The organism is Pseudarthrobacter siccitolerans, from assembly GCF_030823375.1.
GTDB classification, from domain to species: domain Bacteria; phylum Actinomycetota; class Actinomycetes; order Actinomycetales; family Micrococcaceae; genus Arthrobacter; species Arthrobacter siccitolerans_A.
The window spans coordinates 545,104-568,786 of sequence record NZ_JAUSXB010000001.1 but is presented as its reverse complement, the minus strand read 5'-3'; the positions used below and the strand labels follow the sequence as shown (position 1 = coordinate 568,786).

The following is a 23,683-nucleotide window of genomic DNA, read 5'->3' as shown; positions in this document are numbered from 1 at the left end:
AGTCAAAGATGTCTCTTGGAATTGTTTTCCTTTCCGAAGTCTTCGGAACGGCGATGCTCACCCTGCTGGGTTGCGGCGTCGTGGCCAACGTCGCCCTGCGGGGCACAAAAGGCAACAGCGGCGGGTTCCTGATGGTCACCTGGGGATGGGGTGTTGCTGTCTTCGCGGGTGTCTATGTGGCCGCGAAGTCGGGATCACACCTGAACCCCGCCGTGACGCTTGGTTTCCTGGCGAAGGGAAATAAGGAATATGCGCCGGACGTTCCCGTTGATTTCGCGTCCACGCTGACCTATCTCGGTGGGGAAATGCTGGGTGCGTTCCTCGGTGCCGTCGTCTGCTGGCTCGCCTACAAGCAGCATTTCGACGCCGAAGAGGAAGCCGCCAGCAAGCTGGCAGTTTTCTCCACCGGCCCGGCGATCCGTACCAGCTCCTGGAACCTGGTCACAGAGATCATTGGCACCTTTGTCCTGGTGTTCGTCATCCTGACCTTCGGCGGAACCCCATCCGGCCTCGGGCCGCTCGCCGTGGCCCTCCTCGTCGTCGGCATCGGCGTTTCCCTGGGCGGCCCCACCGGCTACGCCATCAACCCTGCCCGCGACCTCGGCCCGCGCATCGCCCACGCCCTGCTTCCCATCAAGGGCAAGGGCTCCAGCGACTGGGGCTACTCATGGATTCCGGTTGTTGGCCCGCTCGTGGGCGGCGCCCTGGGCGGGCTCATAGCCCGGCTGGTTCCCATCATCGCCTCAGCAGCTGCCTGACCACCTACCCAGCCACTGATCCAAAAGTACCGTTACAGACAAGGACGTCATCATGAACCAGTACGTAATCGCCATTGACCAGGGCACCACCAGCACCCGCGCCATCATCTTCAACCACAGCGGCGCCATCGTCTCCTCAGGGCAGATGGAGCATGAACAGATCTTCCCGAAGGCCGGCTGGGTGGAGCACAACCCTGCCGAAATCTGGAACAACACCCGCGAGGTCATCGCCTCCGCCCTCTCCAAGGCGAACCTGACGCGGCACGATATTGCCGCCGTCGGAATCACCAACCAGCGGGAAACGGCCGTGGTGTGGGACAAAACCACCGGCGAGGCCGTCTACAACGCCATTGTCTGGCAGGACACCCGCACGCAGGACATTGTGAATGAACTGGCCAGGGACGGCGGCGCGGACCGGTTCAAGGAGAAGGTCGGCCTGCCGCTTGCCACCTACTTTTCGGGTACCAAGATCAAGTGGGTTTTGGACAATGTTGACGGCGCGCGTGCCAAAGCCGAAGCCGGGAACCTCGTGTTCGGCAACACCGACGCCTGGGTCCTCTGGAACCTCACCGGCGGCGTGGACGGGGGCGTCCACGTCACCGATGTGACCAATGCCTCGCGCACTCTGTTTATGGATCTGGAAACGCTCCAGTGGGACGACGAAATCCTGGGCATCTTCGGCGTTCCGCGGAGCATGATGCCGGAGATCAGGTCCTCGTCCGAGGTTTACGGCACGGTCCACACCTCCCAGCTTCTCCGCGAGGTGCCGGTCGCGGGCATCCTCGGGGACCAGCAGGCAGCCACCTTCGGCCAGGCCGCCTTCGAGACAGGCGAAGCCAAGAACACCTACGGAACCGGCTGCTTCCTGATCTTCAACACCGGTGAGGAAATCGTCCACTCGAAGAACGGGCTGCTGACCACGGTGGGCTACAAGCTCGGCGACGCCGCGCCGCACTACGCCCTGGAAGGCTCCATCGCAGTCACCGGCTCGCTGATCCAGTGGCTGCGCGACAACCTCGGCATGATCAACAGCGCCCCCGAAGTTGAAACGCTCGCCGCGTCCGTGAAGGACAACGGCGGGGTGTACATCGTCCCCGCCTTCTCGGGACTCTTCGCGCCGTACTGGCGTTCGGATGCCCGTGGCGCAATCGTGGGCCTCACGCGCTTCGTCAACAAGAACCACATTGCCCGGGCAGCCCTGGAAGCCACCGCTTTCCAGACCCGCGAGGTGCTGGACGCAGTCAACGCCGACTCCGGCGTTCCGCTTTCGGAGTTGAAGGTCGACGGCGGCATGGTAGCTAACGACGCCCTCATGCAGTTCCAGGCGGACATCCTTGGCGTGCCGGTGATCAGGCCGAAGGTGGTTGAAACCACCGCCCTCGGTGCCGCCTACGCGGCCGGCCTCGCCGTCGGCTTCTGGAAGGACCTGGGCGAGTGCTCGGCCAACTGGTCCGAGGACAAGCGCTGGGAACCCCAGATGGACCAGGCCGAACAGGACCGCCAGATGCGGCTCTGGAAGAAGGCCGTCACCAAGTCCATGGATTGGGTCGACGAGGACGTTCGGTAGGTCCTGTCAGGAGAGGGGCCGATGACTCCCGCCCGCCCGCTCCGCGGTGCCCACCACACCATGGCGGGGAGTCATCGGCCCCTCTTTCGGCTTAATCAGCGTCAGTCCTCGTGGAGTTCTATTGTTCCTGCGTTGCCGTCTACTGTGACCAGTTGCCCTGTGTGGAGGAGCCGGGTGGCGTTGCCGGTCCCCACCACCGCGGGGATGCCGTACTCGCGGGCTACGAGGGAGGCGTGGGCGGCGAGGTTGCCCGTGTCCGTGACCACGGCCGCCGCGGACGCGAACAGCGGGGTCCACGCCGGTGCCGTTGCCTTGGCCACGAGCACTTCGCCCGGCTGGAAGTCCGAAAAATCCGCTGGACCATCCACTATCCGCACATGTCCACGGGCACGGCCAGGACTGGCCGGGTGGCCACGAAGGGATCCCGGGGGCGCGGTGCGTGTACTGCGTGCGGCATCCGCCAGGCGGTCAAAGGCGTTTCCCAGGATGGGAAGTGTGCCGAGCGTAAGCGGCGCGTCGAGCTTCCGCTGCCGCAGCCATTCCTGGCGGCGCTGACCCACAACAGCATGCTGGGCTGGCGCGCCGGTGCGAAGATCGGCCCGGGTCAGGAAGTGGACGTCATCCGGGCTTGCGATGACGCCTGACTGCTGCAGGAGCATTCCCATTCGCGCGGCGCACCGGCGCAGTAGCGGCCAGCCCAGGGTGAAGTCGCGCGCCTGGTCCTCCCGCAGCCTTGCGTAGTGCTGTGCGACGGCCAGGAGCGTGTCGAAACGGCGCAGGTGGCGGGTGCCCCGCAGCACTTTCCGGCAGGCGGCCTCCGCTGCGTGGCGCCGTTCCATTGCCCTTGCTGGGGCAGCCGGCGCACCCTCCCCGCGCCCCACTCCAACTCCCTTACCTTGCCCCTGCTGTTCTTCGCCCGCCGTTGGGTGGTACCAGTCCAAACTGAAGACGGCGTGCGGTACCTGTGCCGGGAGCGTCGGCAGGAGTCCACCGAGGAGCACCTGGTAGCCCTCGGTTTCCGGCGCGTCCCGCTGCCCCTCGGCCAGGGCAGCGGCCAGGTGCCTGCGCCAGAACCTGGCCAGCACCGCCTCCATCTTCCAGGCGGCACCACCTGCCGCGGAGAAGTACCAGAGGTATTCGCCTGCTGCCCGGGCTACCTGCTCAACCACGGAGGTGAGCTGGGGCAGGTCGGCCGTTCCGACGTCGATGCCCTGTGCCCCTGCCAGCTCCCGGTAGCGAGTGAGGCACACATTCCGCCATTCGTGCTCCAGGCTGCGAAGCACTGCACGGTCGGCTCCGGCCGGATCCACCATGGGGCGGAGCACGGAGTTGAAGATATAGGGCAGCGGGCGCAGGCTGCCGCCGAACAGAAGATGGGGGAGTGCCATCGGGCCAGGCGGGGCAAGGTAGTACCAGCCGTTGACCGCCCCATGTCCCATAGGGATGCTGATGCCGGCGGAACGAGTGACCGCCTGGTGGTACCCGGTATCGATAAGCGGCACAATCCAGTCCATGAACAGCGGTGTCACAGGTTCGGGCAACCATTCGCCCAACCGGAAGTTCCGGAGCCAGACGCCTTTCCCCGGCGGCTCCCACATGACCGGTTCCGGAACTGCCGTCATGGGGCGGGCCTGGAGGATATGGACATGGCCGGAGGCGTCCAGTGCCCATTCAACATCCTGCGGCGTACCAAAATGCGTGGCGACGTCCCGTGCGGCGGCGGCCACCGTCGTCGCGCTTTCCTTCGTCAGGACCGCTTTGGCACCGCGCCGCCGGCTGACCAGTCCGCCGCGCGCAAGCCACTCCTCGCCGCTTTCCGACCCTCCCACGAGGTTCTCCCCAAGCCCGACGACGGCGGAGACCACGGTCTCGTCGCGGGCCCCGGTCAGGGGGTTGGCTGTGAACGCCACGCCGGCGGCTGCAGCATCCACCATCTGCTGAACCAGGACTGCCATTCCGCCGGTGCCCGGCATCTTCCCGGCGTCATTATTTTCGTGGGACTCCTGGTAGGCCAGGACCCGGTCGGATTCCGCGGATTCGAAGCAGCGGGTCACTGCCGAAGCAAGTCCATCGGCGTCGACGCCCAGGTAGCTGTCATACATCCCGGCATAGGAAGCACCCGGAAGATCTTCGGCGGCCGCCGAGGAGCGCACCGCGTACGGGCCGGGGCCGGCGGCACGGGCGGCAGCCTGCAGGCGCATCGCCCAGTCGTCCCGCCCGCGACCGTCCAGCATCGCTGCGCGGGTGATGACGAATCCTGGCGGCACGGGGAAGCCTGCCGCGAGCAGCGCTGACAGTGCCGACGCCTTGCCGCCTGTTACTTCCCGGTCCAGTGCGGGGGGCCCGCCGAGCGGAGGGAAAGGCAGGTCATGACCTGCGTCAGTACCCGTATCGTCACTCATGGAGTCACCTGCCGGATCCGGGGCCGGGCGGCCTGGCCCAAGTCTAGTTAAGTCCGCGTGGGCGGGTACAGGCCCGAAGGTCAGCCGGGCCGCAGTGTGCGCTAAAGTGGTTTTATGCGTGCGATCCTTCTGCTTAGTTAGCCGCCCGGCGTCCGGAACAACGGATCACCGTGCGGCAGCCCCTCCCTGGCGAGGGGCTTTTGTGTGTCCGGGCGTATTTCCCGGGCCGGCAGCAGGAGGATCAGGCCGTTATGGCAGCACAGATGCCGTAACAGAACAGAAGAGGGCAGCAGTGGGCGTTCAGCCGGAGACAGAGACCGGAACAGCAGCAACAGTGCAGGCGGACGTGCCCGAGGAGGGCACGTACAGCTTTGCCGCCATGGAGGCCAAGTGGCCGCAGGTGTGGGAGGACCTCAAGGTTTTCACACCTGCCGACGACGGGTCCCGGGAGCGGCGCTACGTGCTGGACATGTTCCCGTACCCGTCCGGCGACCTGCACATGGGCCACGCGGAAGCGTTCGCCATGGGCGACGTGGTGGCCCGCTACCTCCGCCAGCAGGGCTTCGATGTCCTGCACCCGATCGGCTGGGACTCCTTCGGCCTGCCTGCCGAGAACGCCGCCATCAAGCGCAACGCCCACCCCAGCGAGTGGACCTACGCCAACATCGACACCCAGGCGGCGTCCTTCAAGCGCTACGCCATCTCGGCTGACTGGTCCCGCCGGCTGCACACCTCGGACCCCGGGTACTACCGCTGGACCCAGTGGCTGTTCAAGCGCTTCTACGAGCGCGGCCTGGCATACCGGAAGAACTCACCGGTCAACTGGTGCCCCAAGGACCAGACAGTGCTGGCCAACGAGCAGGTAGTCAACGGTGCCTGCGAGCGCTGCGGTACCACCGTCACCAAGAAGTCCCTCAACCAGTGGTACTTCAAGATCACCGACTACGCGGACCGCCTGCTCGATGACATGGACGAACTGCGGGGCCACTGGCCCGAGCGCGTCCTGGCGATGCAGAAGAACTGGATCGGACGCTCTGAGGGAGCGCACGTCAACTTCGTGATCGAGGCCGACGGCGGCAAACCCGCCAAAGAGGTGACGGTCTTCACCACCCGCCCGGACACCCTGTACGGCGCAACGTTCTTTGTGGTGGCCGCGGACGCGCCACTCGCCGTCGAGCTCGTCACAGAGGAGCACGCCGCTGCCCTGGAGGAATACCGCGAACAGGTCAAGGCGCTCACGGAGATCGAACGGCAGTCCACCGAACGGGAAAAGACGGGCGTCTTCACCGGCCGGTACGCTATCAACCCGCTGAACGGGGAGAAACTGCCGGTCTGGGCAGCCGATTACGTCCTGGCTGACTACGGAACCGGCGCCATCATGGCCGTACCCGCCCACGACCAGCGCGACCTGGACTTCGCCCGCAAGTTCGACCTGCCCGTGCGCGCCGTCCTGGATACCGGCGAAGAGGACCCTGCGGTGTCCGGCACCGCGACAGCAGGGGAGGGAACCCTGATCAACTCCGGTGACCTTGACGGGCTGCCCAAGGCCGAGGCCATCCCGGCGGCGATTGCCATCCTGGAACGCCAGGGCACCGGCGAGAAGTTCGTGAACTTCCGCCTGCGTGACTGGCTGCTCAGCCGCCAGCGCTTCTGGGGCACCCCCATCCCGATCATCCACTGCCCGTCCTGCGGTGAGGTTCCCGTACCGGACGAGCAGCTGCCCGTCACGCTGCCTTCAGACCTGCGCGGCGAGGACCTGTCGCCCAAGGGCACCTCGCCCCTGGCTGCCGCCGAGGCGTGGGTCAACGTCGAGTGCCCCAACTGCCACGGCCCGGCCAAGCGGGACACCGACACCATGGACACGTTCGTTGACTCGTCCTGGTACTTCCTGCGGTTCGTTTCCCCGGACTACACGGAGGGCCCCTTTGACCCGGCCAAGATTAACGACTGGATGCCTGTGGGCCAGTACGTCGGCGGCGTCGAGCACGCCATCCTGCACCTGCTGTACGCCAGGTTCTTCACCAAGGTCATCCACGACCTCGGCATGATCGATGCCGACGAGCCCTTCAGCGCCCTCCTCAACCAGGGGCAGGTGCTCAATGGCGGCAAGGCCATGAGCAAGTCGCTGGGCAACGGCGTGGACCTCGGCGAGCAGCTGGACAAGTACGGGGTGGACGCTGTCCGGCTCACCATGATCTTCGCGTCCCCGCCCGAGGACGACGTTGACTGGGCCGACGTTTCGCCGTCCGGCTCGGCGAAGTTCCTGGCCCGTGCCTGGCGCCTCGCCCAGGATGTAGCCAGCGGACCCGGCGTGGACGTCGCTACCGGTGACCGCGCGTTGCGGTCGGTCACGCACCGGACCATCGCCGACGCGGCCGAACTGCTGGATGCCAACAAGTTCAACGTGGTGGTGGCCAAGCTGATGGAGCTGGTCAATGCCACCCGCAAGGCCATCGATTCCGGTGCAGGGGGTGCCGACCCGGCAGTACGGGAGGCAGCGGAGGCTGTTGCCGTGATCCTGAGCCTCTTCGCCCCCTACACCGCTGAGGACATGTGGAACGTCCTGGGACACCCGGCGTCGGTGGCCAACGCAGGGTGGCCGGCCCACGACGCTTCCCTCCTGGTGCAGGACACCGTCACTGCCGTTGTGCAGGTCCAGGGCAAGGTGCGGGACAGGCTTGAGGTCTCCCCGGACGTCTCCGAGGACCAGCTGCGGGAACTGGCGCTGGCCTCGGACAACGTCCAACGCGCCCTCGACGGCCGAGGCATCCGCACGGTCATCGTCCGCGCCCCTAAACTGGTCAACATCGTCCCGGCCTAGCCGGACCAGGCCGCCGGATACCTCCGGCGGCCTGCTTGACCCCAGGAGGCCCCTTGCCAAACCGCGACCCCGCCGCCTGGCCCTGGATCCGCAGCCGCCTGGCCGCTGTGCGCGCCAAGCAGGACGCTGCCAGGCGGGACAGTGCCGCAGCCCGGCCCGACGTCGTCGTACGTACTGCCGTGGTCACCGATTCCGCAGCTGCCTTGCCGGCTGACTGGACGGCGGGACTCAGCGGTGACGGGCGCCTGACCGTGATCCCCATGCCGGTGATGGTGGGCGATGAGATCTACGGCGAGGGCGAGGACGACATCTCGGAGACGATCGCGCTGGCCTTGGCCAGCGGGACTTCCGTGAAGACCTCCCGGCCCTCGCCCGGGCAGTTTGAGCAGGCCTATCTCGCCGCACAGCGCCGGGGCTATGAGGCCGTTGTCTCCGTGCACATTTCGGGCGGCCTGTCCGGGACGGCGGACGCGGCGCGCCTGGCGGCAGCCCGCGTGGGCATTCACGTGGAAGTGGTCGACTCCGCAACTGTGGGCATGGCCCTCGGGATGGCGGTGCAGGAAAGTGTGCGTGCCGCGTCCGAAGGCGCCGGGGCAGGGGCAGTGGCCGCTGCCGCGGCGGGCCAGGCAGCCAGTACCAAAGTCTATTTCTACGTCCCCAGCCTCGAGCAGCTCCGCCGTGGCGGACGGATCGGGGCCGCAGCCTCGCTGTGGGGCACCATGCTCGCCATCAAACCCATCCTCGCGGTCGACGGCGGCAAAATCGTACCGCTGGAAAAGGTCCGGTCTGCTGCCCGGGCCGTAGCCCGGCTGGAGGAAATCGTGGCCGCTGACGCTTCGGCCCGTCCGGACGGAGTGCGGCTCGCCGTCCACCATTTCGGAAACCCGGTGGAGGCGGAGAGCCTCGCCGGACGGCTGGCAGCCGCGTTGCCGCACTGTCCTCCTGCCCAGATCAGTTCCCTTCCCGCCGTACTGGCGGCGCATGCTGGGCTGGGCGTCCTTGCCGTTATTGTGGGCGACGGCAGTGCTGTGGGTGGGAGTAGCGACGCCGGCGACGCGGGATAGCGATTCCCTTTCCACATAGCCCGTTCCTGCCCTGTTACCCGGGTGCCGCCTGTCCCTAGCGTGGGTGTATGTCACGCCGGGATGCTGGAGCAGCAGGTCAGGGATAGGACCAGCCGCGAGACGCGGCGGGCAGCTTTGCTCCTTGCGACGGTAGGCTGAATCGATGACGTCGGGGGACGCAGGGCAGCCACTGCACTGGATGAGCGACAGCACGCGGGGTAAGTAATGAGCGTTTTCCTGTTTACACCCGCGATCGCCCTGGTTCTGTGGCTTATTCACGCGGGCTTGGCCATCGCCGGCAGCCCTGCTACCCGCTACACCCGTTGGGTCCTCTTCGGTGGGCTTCCTGTCGTGGCCGCGGTGATGCTTTTGTCCGGCAGCATGGCGGGTTTCATACTCGCCCTAATTACCGCCCTGACCTGGCTTGGAATGGTGCTCCTGGAAGTCATTCTTACGATGGGCTCGATGGTTGCGAGGGACGTCAGAGCGAAGAGGGCAGCGTGAAACGCCGGGAAATCTGGGGCGCCGTCCTTCTGACTGTTGCTGCCCTGGCCTCCTGTACAGACCACGCCATCAGTGCGGCGTATCGGGCGGCTGCACGGGAGGACCTGCTGCTCTACATCGGCATACCCGCTAACTCCCTCGCCTCCTGGTTCTTGATTGCCGCGCTCCTGGCTGGTGCCACCGGCCTGTTTCTCCTGCTGCCGGCGCTGATAGGCCGCGTTCCGCGGAAAGTGCCACGGCGCATCATCGGCTGGACAACTGCGGTGGCGGCCGCAGCCGCGGTGCCGTACTTCGGCCTAATGTTCCTTTTCGCGTTTCTGGGCGCATTCGGCATAGGGGACACCGTGAAGGTCACAGCAGCGGACGGCCGCTCCCTGCTCATCACTCAGGATGGTTTCGACGGCGACAGCGTCGACATTTACACCGAGCACGACGGGCTCCACTACAAACGGGTCCGCAGCGCACCCGAGTTTTCGGGTTGGCCTCGAGTAAAAGACCAGAACTGCCAACTGAATACTGCCGCTGGGGAGCTGCGGCTTACCTGCGGAACCACCACGTTGGTCGTTTGAACGGGTCTACCTTCTCCACGCCCGGTCGCTTTCTTCTCATCCGGCCTCGTCCCAGCTCTATCAGCTGGCGTTACCGATGACCTCCCGGTCGCCGATGGAGCTGAGCTGGACGTAGCCGATCATGGTCACGCACTGCATGCTGCACGGATCACCGCTGCCTGCGCTGGTGACCGTGACCTGGGGGGATGCAGCGGTTTCGGTGACGGCATCAGCATAGGCGGGGGAGAGGGATCCCTCTGCTGGTGCCTGACGGCGCCGGTGCAACCACACCGCCAGCGCCTTTTCCTGGGGCGAACGGCTGGAGGTTGGCGACCGGTTCTCGGCTTTATAGGAAGCGATCATGTCTTTCCAGTTCCCGGGAGCCGGCTGCGGCGATACAGGGAGTTCTACTTGGTGTTCAGCACCGATGCCGGCTCCCTGCCCGGCGGCAATGGCCAGCTGATATCCCGCAGCGGTTTCAGCCACGCGGCGGGGCCGCGGTGATTTTCGGCGTCGTGATTCTTGCCCCGCGCCTGCTGCATAATTCCGCGGAGAACAAGAGTTCGATATTCCCCAGGAAGTAGTGATCGAGGGCGTGTGGGTGCGAGTAGCGGCGCCCTTTCCACATAGCCCGTTCCTGCCCTGTTGCCGGGGTGCCGCCCGTCGCTAGCGTGGGCTGTATGTCACGCCGGGATGCTGGAGCAGCAGGTCAGCAGGCGCGCCACGCCATGAACCGGCTGCAGGCCACCCTCGGGAGCAGTCCCCGGGGGCTCCTCCTTGGGGAGGACGGGGAGTCTGCCTTCGAATACCGCGGTGCACACGGCCCCGACGGCGGCGATGTCACCGGCCGCAGTGGGGAGGATGCCGCCAAATCCCGCGACGTCGGCCCGGCCATCCGCTGGCGCCTGGGTTTTCGGCTCGCCGTGATCGTGGGCATCCTCACGGTCGCTGCCGGTGCCTGGTTCTGGTGGCAGGCGGCGTCCGGGCGGCCTCAGATCCTTCCCCTTAACGGCGTCAACCCCGAAACCACTGCCGTGGCTAGCGAGGACGGCGGGTCGGGTGAGGAGAACGGAGGCGGGAGCCGTGCCGGTCCGGAGTCCGGAACACCGTCGGCAACGCAGGAAGGCACCTCGGCCGGCACGGTCGTGGTCCACGTTGCCGGTGCAGTGCTGCGGCCGGGGGTGGTGCAGCTACCGGCAGGGAACCGGGTGCACGATGCAATTGCAGCCGCGGGAGGAGGAAGTCCCGGCGCCGACCCTGACCGCCTCAACCTGGCCGCCTTGGTGGAGGACGGGCAAAAGATCTTTGTCCCGCGGCAGGGCGAGCCGGTGCCGGACGATGCCGTTGAACCGGGAGGGCCGGAGGCCGGTGCTTCTCCCGACGGGAGTGCGGGATCCCCTGGATCGAAGGTCAACCTGAATACGGCGGGCGTAGAGGAACTCGTTGGCTTGCCGAAGGTAGGCCCAGTACTGGCACAGCGCATCGTGGACTGGACGATTATCTACAGACGTAGGTGACACAGCAGCCCCAGAGGCCTCGACACGCACAACAGCCCCAAGGCTTGGGGGACACCTGGAGAAAGATCGAAAAAAAGTCTGCTCGATATCGGGAGGTACTTCCCCACAACTGGCGATTCGATGTGACGATGAAAAACAACCACCGAGAGGAGGGCCAGCTAGTCCCACCCCCAGCTACCAATACGCAGGAGTGTGACTAACGTCACACTCCGATACGGGAATACTCCCGAATTATTCACCCGAGGTGGCGGTTATATCTAAGACCACGCCACGACTAGAGAAAAGGAGGAGGCCACTGGTGATCACCATCCAGCCCCCGCCCCCGACCTGAGCCCAGACCACTCAAGTGAGGACAACCGACCCCCATGGACACACCCAGCGGAAGATGGACCAAACTAAACACAGAGTCCAAGCTAACTGATGAACTGAAACTACTAATCGGAGATGGAGCCAGACCAAAGCAACTAGTAGCCCAGAAACCCCTCAAGAAGGATGAGCACGGCCAACCGATCATTCCAGACGGCCCGCGACCGTACAAGTACCCCACTCTGCGGAGCTTGTACGCACCGGCCCCCGAATCTGGACTAAGCCGAATCGGTCAAGGCGAATACATGCAGCGAAGGCTCCTTGAAGAGCTCAAGAAGATACCGACACCCGGTCCCATCTGGCCGGGTTTTTCCATCCCCAAGAATATGAGCTTCACCGGCATTCTGCTGAAGCTCTTCAATATCGCCCCGGATATAGATGCGGGGAACGCCTTGAGGCGACGCCAGGAAGTGATTGACGACTTCGGCGGAGGATGGTTGGTGGATGGGTGGCGTAAGCCCAACGGTGATGAGCGAAAGCTTTGCCGCTACATAGCGCGGCGGCTGATAGAGCAGTCTGAAAATGACGCAGAAGAGGCTCAAGGCAAGGCAGCCTGAAAGTAAGCAACTGAGCCCCCAAAAAAACAAGATATATCCCCGACACTCCCCGCCAGCGAGCCGCTGGCGGGGAGTTTCCAATTTGCGGAAACTCGGCAATCTAATCCAGATTGAGAACAAACTTCATCCATATTCCCCACTTCGCTTAGACAAATCAGAAACTGACAGCAAGTGCCTGTGCCTCTCAGACTTAGATGTACCAGCCGGAAAAAATACCCCGGTGAACACCAAGGAGAGAGCAATGAGCAACGAACAATATGACCTCGGCGTACAGCGGCAGACCAACGGGCTGGCCCGTCAGCGGAGCTACCCGGCCGACATCATCCCCACCACCACAGCTGCAACCTACGAGCTGAACCGGGCTTGGACTGCCCAGTTCCGGCAGCATCAGGCGGTCAACATCGCCAGCGAAGGCTTAGATGCCATCGTTGAGTTTGACCGCAAGGTGGAAGAAGCCATCATGGCCAGGCCACGCGTAGAACAGGCAGCCCTCCTCATTGAGGCCACGCTCATGACGAACTCGGCGCAAATCCTGGACCGGTACATGAAGGGCTACTCCTGATGTGGGCCATCCCGCTGATTCTGATTTTTGTCCTCGTCAAGCTGGCTGAGGGGGCAGAGCAAAACCCCCAGGCAGCTGTAGTGGTCGCTCTGTTCATAGGAGCCGTTATCTTCGCCGCTCGGCTACTGAATCCGCCGGCACACCCGGAGCCCCAGAGTGAGCCGGCGAGGTTCCGTCAGGCCAAGCGGGAACTACGACAGGCCAAGTCTGACGCCGAATTCGAGTTGCGCTGGATTCTATTCCAGGACAGCGAACGGGATTGGTACGGATGAAGTACCTCAAGGAAGTCCGCACGATGCTACTGACCGCGGTGCTGGTGGTGCTCCTGATGAACATCCTCACGGCCATCATCCAGCCCTGGCTGCCGTTCCTGTTGATTGGCTTGGTAGTCGCGACGGTCGCCTGGCTTTTTTACAGTCGAGCCACCCGGTTGTGAACATATATAAAACATATAAAAAACGTAGTTGGACTTCATATATTGATGAGCTGGTAGCTGAGCAGGCATGGACACGTTTACCTTGGCCATTGGAAGGATTGTCCACCACGGACACCATGCCAGGGGGCTCCTTACTCAGCTATCAGCCAATCAAACTTAGATGCCGTCTGAATCTCTAGCTTTTATCATTACGCACCTTGAGTGAAGCTTGTAGGCATAACAATTTCCTTTGCTTGAGTGCATCATAAAAGCATGGAGCAACTTATACAATTCCAATTTACGTTTACTGAATTAGTCGTCGTATTCTCGCAATTCGCCATCGCCGGACTTGGTCTGGTAGGAGGTATCGCCCTTCTCATGAACACCGCTCAAAGACTGGCAGACCGCCAGCGAAGAAGTTATGAGTGTTTTTTCCCTTCCACGATGAATCATGAGCAAGTCCTAGCCTTTATACGAAGCCTTTCGGGACTGCCCAAGCCCAAGTTCATGCAGCCCATCTACGCCGTGAGCTTCGAACGATACGCCGACCAAAACGGCGAGCGCTATTTCATCCACACCCCGGGGCGGATCGCCGCCCGGCTTGATGAATTGTTCTACGAACACATCGACGGCTCCATGGAGAAAGTGGAGCTGGAGGACGATCCCATTGCCACAACGCAGTGGCAAGCAGCCACGGAGTTGGCCATGCCCGGCATGAGCCTGCTGAAGTCCCTCCGCATCCTTGACGTGCAGGGAACTTCCCACAGCATGAACGCCCAATTCAAAAGCCTGAATCCCGGCGAAGCGACAGTGCTTCAGTGGTGCCTCTTCCCACAGCGTCCTAGAACCTCTGAGGCCGCTGATAAGGACAAACTGGCCGACCATACCTTTTCAGCCATTGCGAGGCTTGGAGCCACCGGAGAGTACGCCCAGGGCATGGTGAAAGACCTGTCGTCGGTCTTCAAGTCCGTGGAGGCTCCCCAGGCCCGCTTCCAGCGCCGCCTCATGCCGAACGTGGGGGAGCGCATCAACCTGCGGGCTAGTACTGCCGGCTTCCCCATCCTCATTAATGCCAAAGAGTTCTCCGCCCTCATGGGTTGGCCTTTGAATGGTTCCGGCTCAAAGCGAGCCAAGCGCATCGCGCCCACGGTGATGCATGACAGTGAAGGAATCATCATCGGTACGAGCAACACCCCGAAGATGCAGAACCGGCGCGTCGCCATACCGGAGAAAGCGCTGACAGTTCACTCATGGTTGCTCGGGCCGTCAGGTACTGGCAAAAGTACATTGCTCCACAACATGGCGGCGCAGATCATGGACCGGAACATGGGGCTCATTTTGGTGGACCCCAAGGGTGACCTGGCTCGGGACGTATTGAGCGCCGTTCCGCTTCACCGAGAACGGGACGTAATTTACTTCGACGGCCTGGATATGGAGTACCCCATCGGATTGAACGTGCTGCGGGGCGACCCGGAGCGGGTTACCTCTCATGTGATGACCGTTCTGAAGAACGTACATGGGGACGCTCCAATGCCTCAACTTCAGCGGGTTCTTCGGCTGGCCATATTCACGGCCGCCCTCAATGGTCTGACCCTCTACGATGTCCGGCAGCTATTGGTGAACAAGGAATATCGGTCGGCGCAAGTAAGACGAATCGACCGGAAGGTTCATCCTGACCTCCTGCAGGATTGGCGTTGGTTAGACGACAAGGCCGACCTAACGGTGGACTCAGCTGTGAACCGCCTCGATACGTTCCTGGGCTCTCGGATGATAAAGAACATTGTCAGTCAGAAGGATGGCCTGGACTTTGACGAAATCATCGCCAAGCAAAAGATTCTGATAGTTCCGCTCAGCGAGGCTGATATGGGAGCGACTAATGCAGCGGCGATTGCCCAGCTCATCTTCGACGCGGCTTGGGATGCAACCCTCCGCAGAAAAGGCACCAGGGAAGAGAAGCAGGCAAGGCCCACGATCTTCATGGGGGATGAATTCCAGCTCTACTGTGAAGCGTTCAACACGACTAAGGCCGACCCCTTCGCTCTGGCGCGGTCCTATGGCCTCGGAATGGTGATAGCTAACCAGTACGCCGACCAGCTCCCTAAAGAGGTCCGGCAGACCTTGAGCAAGAACACCCAGACCCAAATCGTTTTTCGCCTGGCCGATGAGGATGCCAAGAACCTCCAGTCCACCTTCGCTCCATTGACCCACGACGACCTGGCGAACCTCCCGCGCTACACAGTGGCGGCAAAGCTGATGAGCAGCAGCGGCAATGCCCCAGTAGTGACGTTAAAGACCCCACCCCCGCCGAAAGCCACTGGTGCAGCCCAGGAAGCGGTGCAGTACTCCAGAGAGAAATATGGCCGGCCGGTGGCAGAAGTGGAAGCCGACCTATTGACCAGACACAAGACCCCGGAGACCAAGCAGAGACCGCAGATTGGGCGGTTGCAATGAGACTGAACACCCTGTTGATTCGTCAGTTTCGAGGGGCGTTGATTCCACTCACACCTGAACACCTTATTTGTGCAGGTCAGCGGCCTAATTACACGGCGGGCGGTACTTTCTAAATGAATAGTTTTTCTGCTCTATCTTCTACTCAACTGTCCGTCCTCCAAACCGTCACCCAATTCCGGCAGCTCACCACTTCCCAACTCCGGCGTGTCCACTATCGTTCTGGTACCCCTGACGGCCAACGTGTGCGCTCCTGTAGGCATTTGAAGCGTCTTACCCAACTCGGGTACCTGAAGCGTATGTGGGGGGCTTACAACGGCTCTGCGGAGTACGTCTACCAACTGGCCTCCACTAAAGCCCGGACTCCCGAACCTCACACCTTGGACATAGCGGAAACGTTCGTGCGGCTTCTGGAGGTATGTCGAAGAAATGACGAATCCTCACCATATGGGTCGGTTCACGTTCAACGGACAGACATGACCTTCCGGACTGAGCCCTGGTGCCATACGCGCGTCGGTCACGTCTTACTCAAGCCTGACGCCTACTTGGAACTGAACGGAGCTTCCTATTTTTTGGAGCAAGACGGCTCCGTCGAGTGGGAGAGCCAGCTGACGGCGAAGATGCGCCGCTACATCCAAGCAATTGATTCTGGAGCCTGGCCGGACGACCGGGCGTTCCCGCTGGTGCTGTGGCTCGTGCCCGATGAAGCCAGGAAGAAATACCTCGAAGACATCATTCACAAGCTGGGGGAGAGGGACCTGTTCAGCACGGTGCTGTTCAGTGAAGCCGCTGAAAGGCTGGTTGGAAATGGAAGACGACAGGACGCGCATACGGCGTGAATTTGCGGAGCAGGTGGCGGAAGCTGCGGCCAAGGCCGAGGAGAGATTCAATCGCGTTTTGAAGGATCACCCAGAGCTAGCAGAAACAGTGGCAGCTCTGCGAGTGAGCCTCGAACGCAGCACTCGTGAAATTCTCCAGCGGTACATAGAGGGCTAACGACCGATGCCCATGTTTGAGTTCGTTATAGCAGTGACGCCTCCGGGGGGACACAACAAGCGATACCACCGGGGAACCGTCTACTGGCACACCACCGACGAAGAAGCGGCCGCCAAGCGAGCTCTGAAGCAAGCCTCGGAGCGCTTTGGATTCAATTTGAACCAGCCGTACAGCTGCGTGGTGCTTCAGATATCCGAATCGGAAGAAGCCTAAACCGGTGGACAGCTACTGCTACCAAGCCGAAGCTTATGACCACGAATACCAGCGCTACGCCGACTTCGATGGTGCCTTCAGTATGGAGTCTGGGCGGCCCTGGGCGGAGTGTATGGAGCGGGCTACTAGCGACGCGCGGGAAACCGCCGAAGCAATGGGTCTCGACCCCTGCACCGTTACTGAGGTTTATATCTACTGGATAATCGAGAACGACAAGGACGAATAAAAACCGGCCGCCTTGGAGGTGACCGGTGTAGCTCCGACATCGCGTTTCAGGAGCTGAGTTGTCTGTGCCGGGTGTACGGCACTAGTGCTTGTCTCTTTTGAGGGTAGGTACGTCGATGCGATTGTCGATATAGCCATAATGACGAATTGCAAACATAAATACTATTGATTGTTTGGCATAAGGGGATTACGATGTGGAGGACTTGAATGCGTTCAACCTTCAAGTCACCAAATCTGGGGACTTGTTAAAAGCTTCGTAATTTTGTATATTACTTACGAACGCATTCAGCGGCCCTCGGAAACGGGGGCCATTTTTTGTCCCCAGGAACATTCACAGGCTGCTACGGGTACAAGGGGAAGGCTACGGCGTACGCTAGTTTGAATAGCGCCGTGGTGGGAGTAAGACATAGCGGCAATCCCCACCATCCTGGCTCTTGTCCCGGTACCAGCCTGTGAATACATCAAAGCACTCCTAGCTGCAGCATGGGGTTCAGAACAACATCAAAGCCCCTTATGCGCCATGCAAGGAGGTGTATTCGCTATGGCCTTAGAAAAAATATCCCCAAACTATCAACCCATTACTGCCGGTAGGCAATCAGTTGAACAGCTGAGGAGAGGTTTAAAAACCTCTACAGCTGTAACAGCTGAACAGCTGTCTTGTACGAGTGTCGACAAGCTGCTTGCTGATTGCAGCGACCTAATCAACCCGACGTTTCGGGAGTGGTACTGCAAGGCTTTCTACAAGCTGGGCGTCGACCTGACTCACGCCCTGGCAAAACAAGCCCGTGGCGGCAAAGCGCCCGCGAAGTACTTCAGCTTCCTAATCCGCCATGCTCTGAGCACCGGGGCATGAAGCTGTCCGAAATTCAGCGAAGGGAGACGACTAAAGAAGAACGCCAGGCAATCCGGGCCGAGTACAACGCCTGGCGACGGGGCGACATCCTCATCAACGGCTGGACCTGGAAGCGCTGGCGTCGATGGGCCTATCACAACCAACGCGGCAAGTGTTATTACTGCCGGAAGAAGAAATCCCAAGCAGGAATGCAGGTAGATCACCGCGTCGCTGTCTTCTACGGTGGGCCGAACCATGTCAGCAATTTCATCCTGGCTTGCCAGCCGTGCAACGCCTACAAGGCGCAGCACGTACTGCTACGGGCCAAGGACAACCAGGCAAAGCAATTAGTGAAGGCGAAAGTTGAGCGGCCACACCGCGTTGACTATGCCCCGCAAGAGCGGGCATACGCGGCGGCCGTTCATGCAGTACTCGACGAACAAATGATGAATGCCATAAACCGAAGCGACTAGCTAAAAGCGAAGCGCTTATACGGGAGGGTAGCCTATCCGGACACCTCAGCTGCTCGCTCAGCGTCCGGCGAGGTTAGTCGCTCCTGAACTCATATCGCCCTTTGATCTCCGGTTCAGCGTAACGTGGCGAGAGCTCCCCGTAGGTGTACCGTGTCCACCCTGATCCTGCAGCATCTCTGAACCGTGCTACCAACCTCCCCCCGGTGTCTGGCACCTTGCACACCATCCTTTCGTGCGCTGGCAACACAAGTTGATAAAAAACTTCCTCTCTGGCACTAGGGAAGTAGTAGCCAAGAAAAACTTGGTATATCGGCAGTGAGCTGTCATTCCTAATCTCAAGTGTTTTGGGGCCCGGTTCACCGTCCACTGGAGGGTCCGTTGTAACGGTCAGAGTAACCGCCATTGCTTGCGCTCGGTGAGTGTCAAAAATTTGCTTTCGCAAGGTAATAGCCCCGATGAGGAGCGCGCCCGATGCACCGACAGCACCGACGGCCCCGGAAATAGCACCGATCCAATCCGTTACATCGGACATCGCCGTCCCGTCCTGCCTCTTTTAGTAGCTAGAGGGTACGCCTCGCCTACGGCAAGATGTAACTACTCAAACCCCCTAATTCCTCGGGGCGTATTCAAAGGAGAACAGCAATGGCAGCCAAGATGGAACATATCCCGCCGGCGGACTCGGCCAAGTTTCTTACCGACCAGGTGAACCGGATAATCAAAAACTACGAGTCAGGCCACGTCCAGGTGCAGGTTGTCACCACCGTGGTACCGGACCAGCGCAGCCAGACGGGGTCCAAGATTTACTACGAGGCGTTTGTCATTCACCCGTAGGTGTGTCGCTCGCAACCTGAGTCGTTACCTGCTCTTCCAGCCGACCATCGAAGTACTTTCGCCAATTCCGCCCATTTTTGTCCTGGAACCGGAGATAAGAGGCTGTCATGTCGGGGAGGTAGACGGCCTTCGGCCGCGATTGCTCCGTAGGATTCACCGTTCCAATTTGGTGCAGAGTGGCTTCCCCCGCCATGCGGTCGAAGGACAGAATATCGACACCGTCCACCGGAATGTCGCTGTCATTGCGAACGACATAGTCCCACGTGTCGTGATACTCGTTACTCGGCGTATTGTTCAGCTTGATGGCGCGGGCATGCTCGGACCGTTCATCAAGAGCCCGCTGCCTTTCATCTGCCTGGACCCGGTTCTTCTCATCCACTTGGTGCTGGTACGTGAAAGCAGCAAACAGGACAGCGCCACCCGTCAGGGCAGCGCCGAAGGCCGTACCAAAGGCACTTATCCAGTCCGATGTCTTGTCCTCAGAGCCCGCGTTCAGCGCCAGAGTGCATAGGACTATGGCAACACTCCCCGCGATCATCGCACCAACGGCCAAAACCGTCGGCTTCATCAGCCAACGCCAAAAGCGCGCGGCCGCATTTTCATAGATTGCCACTACTCGAATTTTTCCTAATCCATAGTCCAGGGGAAGCTTTCGCCACTCTTAATCTCCGTGATTCGACCAGCCCCATCTCTCTTCCAGGCTACGCCGGAACTGTCAACGAACTTCGCGAAGGCCATGAAGTCGGAAGAGGCCATTTTGAATAGTGCTTCCTCGCCAGGAGCCAGCACCTGACGGATGTCCTTACGCCGTGCTTCTACAGGACCGGCGTAGAGCAGCACGTCATAGATAGCCAAATGGCTGTTGTTGCTTATGAAGTATTCGAAGCCGCGTTTGAGTTCGCCTATGTCAGTCCATTCTTTCCAGGGACGGCTGCCAACCGTGATAGCGCTGGCTTGAGCGCGGGTGTTGGTCCTCGACCTGCCGCCTGAACGTGATGGCCCCTAGCCACAGAGCGCCGGCCGTGCCTATTGCACCGATGCCACCCGCCACGGCTCCCCAGAATGTTGACCATGCGCTCAGCCAAGAAGCCGGGCCCTCGATGGGCACGGGCGCGGCCGGCGGTCGAGGGCTTTCTCCCTGCACGACAACTGAAACCCAAACTATCGCCGTCATTGCGCCCACCAAGAGCACGACCAGCAAGATGGCCCGAATACTCGGAATCTTGATAGTCGTGCTGGTTGAATCAGCCCATTTGGCGCGCATCGTTCCTACTTATCACGTTCCCGGAATCTTCGAGCCGTGTCCGTCATTGCTCAGGAAGACCGTCCAGCTCGTGCCGCTACCCTTGGTTGACGAGCACTTGAACTGCATCGGGATGGTGTTTCCCTTCGGGGCGTCGGTGTAAGCGCCGACAGTGTCGTAGCTGCCGTCTGAAGCCTTGTAGGTGGACTTGGTCTTGCCGGCCTGGACGGTGGCGGTCGGGTGTACCTTCAGGAGTCGCTGTTCACATACGTAGCTGGCGTCCTTCGCATCCTCGGCGCGCTGGTCTGCCAGTGCCTTTTCACCGGCTGCAGCAATCGCTGCCATCTTGGATTCCTGGGCAATGGCGCTCTCTTTGGCGGCGGCTTCTTCACCGGCTCGGATGGCCTGGGAAGACACGGCAATGGCGATGATGGCCAGGAGCACGACGACCAAGGCTCCGATGACGATCAGAATCAGCTTGGTGCGGTTGGCCGGCGGTTTTACTTCAGGACTTGCCTCAGTAGACATGGCTGACTTCTTTCGGGTGCAGTAACAGGGGCAGGAGCCCAGCTAGCTTCCCCCAGCAGCGCACCTTGCTTGAAGGTTATACGACCGGCTTCAAAAGACGAAGTAAGACACAAACAAACCCCCGGCGGAGTAAGGCGTCTAAACCAACTTTGCCGGGGGTTATGCGTCTAATTATAAACCGCCGCCCTATTCTTGACTAGTTATCTGTGCATAACTTTCGACGCTTATCTGTCGAGAATTGGTATTGCAATTCCAAAGTGCTTGGCGCATAATACGAATATAAATAAGGCGTCTAACCAATGTTCAAACATCCCCGTTATATCAATTCCCCCTCCTGGCGTTCTGCCCGGAATGAGCTAATCGGATGGCTAGCCGGAGCAGCCTTTATAGCTGCATTCTTCTTCGGCCTCATCTTCCTGGGCTTGGCCCTGACGGGAGGTGCGCGATGAACCTCGTAGACAAAGTATGGGTAACCAAGCTTCAGTACGAGGCTGGCCTCATCACGCAGGATACCTACTTCTCGCTCCTGAACGTCTTTTACAGCCAGGCGGTGCGCAATGGCTAAGACACAGAAAGAGCGTATCCACGACCTTCTGGAAGAGCGCGGGCCCAGGGGCGTTCTGAACATCGAGCTGAATGAAATCTGCTTCCGATACGGCGGACGGCTTCATGAACTACGCCAGGAAGGCTGCCGCATCCGCACCACACAAGTCAAAGGCCCGGTATTCCGCTTCACTCTCCTAGAGTCTGATGAGCCCCAGTACCAGGAGTTCCGGGAAATGATGCGGCCTAGCGACTGCTGCGGGGAGATTGTCGTGGACGGATTCTGTGGAGGCTGTCGTGAGCACGTATAGCCATCAATGCGACTTCTGCGGCCAGCCCCGAAAGTTGCCGACCGGCTGGCATGGCTGCCGGCAAAGCCAGGAAGCTCAGAAGCGCCTAGCCACAGCCATCGAAGGCTCCATCGGGATAGGGCGCGGCCTCGCTAGGAAACAACGACTGATAACTAAATAGGAACCACATCATGCAAGACAACATCACTCCCTTAGTAGGAAGGATTGCCGAACTAAAGGCACAGCTCGCCCCCTTGGAAATTCAGATGAAGCCACTGGTCGAGGAGTTGGAAATCACCAAGCTGGCCCTTATGCAGGCCATGCAGCAATCGAAGAGCAAGCGCACCGAGGCGGTGGATGGCTATTACGTCATCCGGGCCGAGCGCAGGACCGTCTCCATCGCGGATGAGCCGGCCGTGACCGAATGGCTGCAAGAGAACGAGTTCGACCTGAGCGAGTACTTCAAGCTCGATAGCGCCCGCGTCAAAGCCGCCGCTGAGAGCGCTCTCAAGGAAACCGGCGAACTCATTCCGGGCGTCGCGGTCAGCAGCACTGAATATCTGACCATCAAAGCGGCCTAACCGCACGAACCATAACTAAACAAGGATCTAGAGAAATGAGCACAACAGTAAGCAAACCAGTCAGTGATTTTGAGCAAGTACCAGAAGGAACATTTGTAGCCCGCTGCTACGGCCTGGTCTTCCTCGGCACTCAGGAAGTTCAGTTCAAGGGTGAATCAAAGCAGCAAGAGAAGGTCGTTATCCAATGGGAGCTGCTCGACGATGAGGGCAAGACCAAGGACGGCAAGCCCTTCACTATTTCGAAGACCTACACCCGCACCCTCGATGAGCGCGGCAACCTATACAGCGATCTAAACGCCTGGCGTGGTAAACGCTTCACAGCAGATGAGCTGGTCGAGTTCGACATGGTCGCTGTCCTCGGCGCGTACGCGATGCTTCAAGTACTGCACAGTGAAAACGAGAAGACCGGCAAGACCTATGCCAACGTGTCAGCACTCATGCCGTACAAGGGCGCAAAGCCCGATCCAGTCAACGAAAACATCCTCTTCGATATCGAAGAGCCTGATGCGAATACATTCAATCGGCTATCCGACTTCCTCAAACTCAAGGTTCAGGCTGCTCCAGAGTTCGAAGCTTTCGAGGGCGCGGTCCTGGCTGTAGCCAAAACGGCCGCTCCCATGGCCCCGAAGTCGGATGACGTGGTCATCAAGGACCTGCCCGCGACCGACGACATCAACCTTGACGACATTCCCTTCTAATGGAGGGGCAGCAGACACTCATTGTCCGCGCCCCGGCCAAGCTCGGCACCATGTCGACGATGGTCGACGGCACGATCAAAGGCACCATCTACATTTCGAAAGAGCTGCCTGACGACGAGATGACCACCCTGTTCAAGCTGGCGAAGCAGGGGGAGGGCTGGTTCATATTCAGCCCGAACCCTATAGACGAAGCGGCAATTCCTAAGGAAAAGGCCGACGCCCAGTTCGACGGCAAGTCACCAAGCGAGCGGATGTACAACACGCTCTACGTCCGCTGGCGGGAGCTCACCAATCAGTCCGAGCCATTTGATGTCTACTACGCCAACCAGATGAACTCCATCATCGCCAGGCTCAAGCAAGATTTGCCAGGCCGGCCATGACCAAGCTTGGAGGGTTATCAGGACTGGTTGCGAAGGGCGGCTACAACGGCCACCGGCACAATTGGCAGCGCACCACTCGGCAGGTTGGCAGTCAGACGTTCTACCTGCACGTATGCGTTCAGCACGAAAAGCCAGAAATCCGTGCTTATGACGTAGAGGGCATCAGCCATCCCAGCGCCAAAGCGGCACTAGACGCACAGCTCGAAGAGCAGCGGCGGCGAGGGGCACGCAAATGAAATGCAAACATCTGTGGGTCATGGTGGTCAATTTCCAGCAGTGGTCAGAGCACCGCGTCTGTCTGCGCTGCGACAAACGAATAGT

General features: G+C 60.9%; 25 protein-coding genes. 20 read left to right on the top strand and 5 right to left on the bottom strand.

The annotated features are described in order from the left end of the window. The first annotated feature begins 8 nt into the window (after window positions 1-8). Entirely contained in the window at window positions 9-758 is a 750-nt protein-coding gene (locus QFZ36_RS02740; protein WP_306633728.1) for an MIP/aquaporin family protein, read from the top strand. A 52-nt stretch (window positions 759-810) separates the two neighbouring features. Beyond that, window positions 811-2,325, top strand: a complete 1,515-nt coding sequence (gene glpK / locus QFZ36_RS02735; protein WP_306633726.1) for a glycerol kinase GlpK — start codon at window positions 811-813, stop codon at window positions 2,323-2,325. 101 nt (window positions 2,326-2,426) lie between these two features. On the opposite strand, the gene QFZ36_RS02730 is transcribed toward glpK, so the two are convergent. Next, on the bottom strand, window positions 2,427-4,727 hold the full coding sequence (locus QFZ36_RS02730) for a PEP/pyruvate-binding domain-containing protein (RefSeq protein WP_306633724.1): 2,301 nt from the start codon (window positions 4,725-4,727) through the stop codon (window positions 2,427-2,429). Between the two features lie 292 nt (window positions 4,728-5,019). Between QFZ36_RS02730 and leuS the strand changes: the two genes are divergently transcribed. From leuS to QFZ36_RS02710, 4 genes are all read left to right on the top strand, one after another. After that, window positions 5,020-7,548, top strand: coding sequence for a leucine--tRNA ligase (leuS, locus tag QFZ36_RS02725; RefSeq protein ID WP_306633722.1), 2,529 nt, complete (start codon window positions 5,020-5,022; stop codon window positions 7,546-7,548). A 53-nt stretch (window positions 7,549-7,601) separates the two neighbouring features. After that, window positions 7,602-8,612: a DegV family protein gene (locus QFZ36_RS02720; protein WP_306633720.1), complete on the top strand. Its 1,011-nt coding sequence runs from the start codon at window positions 7,602-7,604 to the stop codon at window positions 8,610-8,612. Between the two features lie 225 nt (window positions 8,613-8,837). Next, the gene (locus tag QFZ36_RS02715; protein WP_306633718.1) at window positions 8,838-9,116 is read left to right on the top strand and encodes a hypothetical protein; all 279 of its coding nucleotides are present in this window, start codon (window positions 8,838-8,840) and stop codon (window positions 9,114-9,116) included. Beyond that, a complete protein-coding gene (locus QFZ36_RS02710; RefSeq protein ID WP_306633716.1) occupies window positions 9,113-9,685 on the top strand; it encodes a hypothetical protein in 573 nt (190 codons plus the stop codon). The genes QFZ36_RS02715 and QFZ36_RS02710 overlap by 4 nt, the downstream gene beginning before the upstream one ends. Window positions 9,686-9,745: 60 nt before the next feature. On the opposite strand, the gene QFZ36_RS02705 is transcribed toward QFZ36_RS02710, so the two are convergent. After that, window positions 9,746-10,150, bottom strand: coding sequence for a hypothetical protein (locus QFZ36_RS02705; protein WP_306633714.1), 405 nt, complete (start codon window positions 10,148-10,150; stop codon window positions 9,746-9,748). A 194-nt stretch (window positions 10,151-10,344) separates the two neighbouring features. On the opposite strand from QFZ36_RS02705, the gene QFZ36_RS02700 reads away from it, so the two are divergent. The 10 genes from QFZ36_RS02700 (at window position 10,345) to QFZ36_RS02655 (ending at window position 19,099) form a co-directional block, all read left to right on the top strand. Then, on the top strand, window positions 10,345-11,181 hold the full coding sequence (locus QFZ36_RS02700; protein WP_306633713.1) for an SLBB domain-containing protein: 837 nt from the start codon (window positions 10,345-10,347) through the stop codon (window positions 11,179-11,181). Between the two features lie 611 nt (window positions 11,182-11,792). Beyond that, window positions 11,793-12,104, top strand: coding sequence for a hypothetical protein (locus QFZ36_RS02695; RefSeq protein ID WP_306633711.1), 312 nt, complete (start codon window positions 11,793-11,795; stop codon window positions 12,102-12,104). A gap of 241 nt (window positions 12,105-12,345) precedes the next feature. After that, on the top strand, window positions 12,346-12,666 hold the full coding sequence (locus QFZ36_RS02690) for a hypothetical protein (RefSeq protein WP_306633709.1): 321 nt from the start codon (window positions 12,346-12,348) through the stop codon (window positions 12,664-12,666). Window positions 12,667-12,934: 268 nt separating this feature from the next. Continuing rightward, window positions 12,935-13,102 carry a hypothetical protein gene (locus QFZ36_RS02685; RefSeq protein WP_306633707.1) on the top strand — a complete coding sequence of 56 codons (168 nt, stop codon included), beginning with the start codon at window positions 12,935-12,937 and terminating at the stop codon, window positions 13,100-13,102. A 252-nt stretch (window positions 13,103-13,354) separates the two neighbouring features. Then, on the top strand, window positions 13,355-15,532 hold the full coding sequence (locus QFZ36_RS02680; protein WP_306633705.1) for a type IV secretory system conjugative DNA transfer family protein: 2,178 nt from the start codon (window positions 13,355-13,357) through the stop codon (window positions 15,530-15,532). 113 nt (window positions 15,533-15,645) lie between these two features. Further along, window positions 15,646-16,368, top strand: coding sequence for a replication-relaxation family protein (locus tag QFZ36_RS02675; protein ID WP_306633703.1), 723 nt, complete (start codon window positions 15,646-15,648; stop codon window positions 16,366-16,368). Between the two features lie 374 nt (window positions 16,369-16,742). Next, window positions 16,743-16,964, top strand: coding sequence for a hypothetical protein (locus QFZ36_RS02670; RefSeq protein ID WP_306633702.1), 222 nt, complete (start codon window positions 16,743-16,745; stop codon window positions 16,962-16,964). Between the two features lie 540 nt (window positions 16,965-17,504). Further along, complete coding sequence (locus tag QFZ36_RS02665) at window positions 17,505-17,816, top strand: hypothetical protein (protein ID WP_306633700.1); 312 nt, start codon at window positions 17,505-17,507, stop codon at window positions 17,814-17,816. Beyond that, a complete protein-coding gene (locus tag QFZ36_RS02660; protein WP_306633699.1) occupies window positions 17,813-18,268 on the top strand; it encodes an HNH endonuclease in 456 nt (151 codons plus the stop codon). The genes QFZ36_RS02665 and QFZ36_RS02660 overlap by 4 nt, the downstream gene beginning before the upstream one ends. Window positions 18,269-18,910: 642 nt before the next feature. Then, entirely contained in the window at window positions 18,911-19,099 is a 189-nt protein-coding gene (locus tag QFZ36_RS02655) for a hypothetical protein (RefSeq protein WP_306633697.1), read from the top strand. Here QFZ36_RS02655 and QFZ36_RS02650 read toward each other — a convergent pair. The 3 genes from QFZ36_RS02650 to QFZ36_RS02640 form a co-directional block, all read right to left on the bottom strand. Continuing rightward, entirely contained in the window at window positions 19,086-19,712 is a 627-nt protein-coding gene (locus tag QFZ36_RS02650) for a hypothetical protein (protein ID WP_306633695.1), read from the bottom strand. The two genes, QFZ36_RS02655 and QFZ36_RS02650, sit on opposite strands and share 14 nt — an antisense overlap. 14 nt (window positions 19,713-19,726) lie before the next feature. Then, complete coding sequence (locus tag QFZ36_RS02645; protein ID WP_306633693.1) at window positions 19,727-19,954, bottom strand: hypothetical protein; 228 nt, start codon at window positions 19,952-19,954, stop codon at window positions 19,727-19,729. Between the two features lie 421 nt (window positions 19,955-20,375). After that, window positions 20,376-20,870 (bottom strand): hypothetical protein, encoded by a 495-nt coding sequence (locus QFZ36_RS02640; protein ID WP_306633692.1) that lies wholly within the window; start codon window positions 20,868-20,870, stop codon window positions 20,376-20,378. A 1,024-nt stretch (window positions 20,871-21,894) separates the two neighbouring features. Here QFZ36_RS02640 and QFZ36_RS02635 point away from each other — a divergent pair. The 4 genes from QFZ36_RS02635 to QFZ36_RS02620 are packed head-to-tail and all read left to right on the top strand — an operon-like array spanning window position 21,895 to window position 23,598. Beyond that, complete coding sequence (locus QFZ36_RS02635; RefSeq protein WP_306633691.1) at window positions 21,895-22,284, top strand: gp33 family protein; 390 nt, start codon at window positions 21,895-21,897, stop codon at window positions 22,282-22,284. Between the two features lie 35 nt (window positions 22,285-22,319). Further along, entirely contained in the window at window positions 22,320-22,982 is a 663-nt protein-coding gene (locus QFZ36_RS02630; protein ID WP_306633689.1) for a phage replication initiation protein, NGO0469 family, read from the top strand. Beyond that, window positions 22,982-23,362 (top strand): hypothetical protein, encoded by a 381-nt coding sequence (locus QFZ36_RS02625; RefSeq protein WP_306633688.1) that lies wholly within the window; start codon window positions 22,982-22,984, stop codon window positions 23,360-23,362. The genes QFZ36_RS02630 and QFZ36_RS02625 overlap by 1 nt, the downstream gene beginning before the upstream one ends. Next, complete coding sequence (locus tag QFZ36_RS02620; protein WP_306633686.1) at window positions 23,359-23,598, top strand: hypothetical protein; 240 nt, start codon at window positions 23,359-23,361, stop codon at window positions 23,596-23,598. Before QFZ36_RS02625 ends, QFZ36_RS02620 begins: the two co-directional genes overlap by 4 nt. The last annotated feature ends 85 nt before the right edge of the window (window positions 23,599-23,683 follow it).

Excerpts from the sequence above, each read along its gene's own strand:
- QFZ36_RS02655 (WP_306633697.1), top strand. The coding sequence starts at position 18,911 with ATGGCAGCCAAGATGGAACATATCCCGCCGGCGGACTCGGCCAAGTTT.
- QFZ36_RS02695 (WP_306633711.1), top strand. The coding sequence starts at position 11,793 with ATGCAGCGAAGGCTCCTTGAAGAGCTCAAGAAGATACCGACACCCGGT.
- QFZ36_RS02635 (WP_306633691.1), top strand. The coding sequence starts at position 21,895 with ATGCAAGACAACATCACTCCCTTAGTAGGAAGGATTGCCGAACTAAAG.
- QFZ36_RS02640 (WP_306633692.1), bottom strand. The coding sequence starts at position 20,870 with ATGTCTACTGAGGCAAGTCCTGAAGTAAAACCGCCGGCCAACCGCACC.
- QFZ36_RS02630 (WP_306633689.1), top strand. The coding sequence starts at position 22,320 with ATGAGCACAACAGTAAGCAAACCAGTCAGTGATTTTGAGCAAGTACCA.
- QFZ36_RS02730 (WP_306633724.1), bottom strand. The coding sequence starts at position 4,727 with ATGAGTGACGATACGGGTACTGACGCAGGTCATGACCTGCCTTTCCCT.
- QFZ36_RS02715 (WP_306633718.1), top strand. The coding sequence starts at position 8,838 with ATGAGCGTTTTCCTGTTTACACCCGCGATCGCCCTGGTTCTGTGGCTT.
- QFZ36_RS02620 (WP_306633686.1), top strand. The coding sequence starts at position 23,359 with ATGACCAAGCTTGGAGGGTTATCAGGACTGGTTGCGAAGGGCGGCTAC.
- QFZ36_RS02740 (WP_306633728.1), top strand. The coding sequence starts at position 9 with ATGTCTCTTGGAATTGTTTTCCTTTCCGAAGTCTTCGGAACGGCGATG.
- glpK (WP_306633726.1), top strand. The coding sequence starts at position 811 with ATGAACCAGTACGTAATCGCCATTGACCAGGGCACCACCAGCACCCGC.
- QFZ36_RS02665 (WP_306633700.1), top strand. The coding sequence starts at position 17,505 with ATGGCCTTAGAAAAAATATCCCCAAACTATCAACCCATTACTGCCGGT.
- QFZ36_RS02690 (WP_306633709.1), top strand. The coding sequence starts at position 12,346 with ATGAGCAACGAACAATATGACCTCGGCGTACAGCGGCAGACCAACGGG.
- QFZ36_RS02660 (WP_306633699.1), top strand. The coding sequence starts at position 17,813 with ATGAAGCTGTCCGAAATTCAGCGAAGGGAGACGACTAAAGAAGAACGC.
- QFZ36_RS02700 (WP_306633713.1), top strand. The coding sequence starts at position 10,345 with ATGTCACGCCGGGATGCTGGAGCAGCAGGTCAGCAGGCGCGCCACGCC.
- QFZ36_RS02675 (WP_306633703.1), top strand. The coding sequence starts at position 15,646 with ATGAATAGTTTTTCTGCTCTATCTTCTACTCAACTGTCCGTCCTCCAA.
- QFZ36_RS02685 (WP_306633707.1), top strand. The coding sequence starts at position 12,935 with ATGAAGTACCTCAAGGAAGTCCGCACGATGCTACTGACCGCGGTGCTG.
- QFZ36_RS02680 (WP_306633705.1), top strand. The coding sequence starts at position 13,355 with ATGGAGCAACTTATACAATTCCAATTTACGTTTACTGAATTAGTCGTC.
- QFZ36_RS02625 (WP_306633688.1), top strand. The coding sequence starts at position 22,982 with ATGGAGGGGCAGCAGACACTCATTGTCCGCGCCCCGGCCAAGCTCGGC.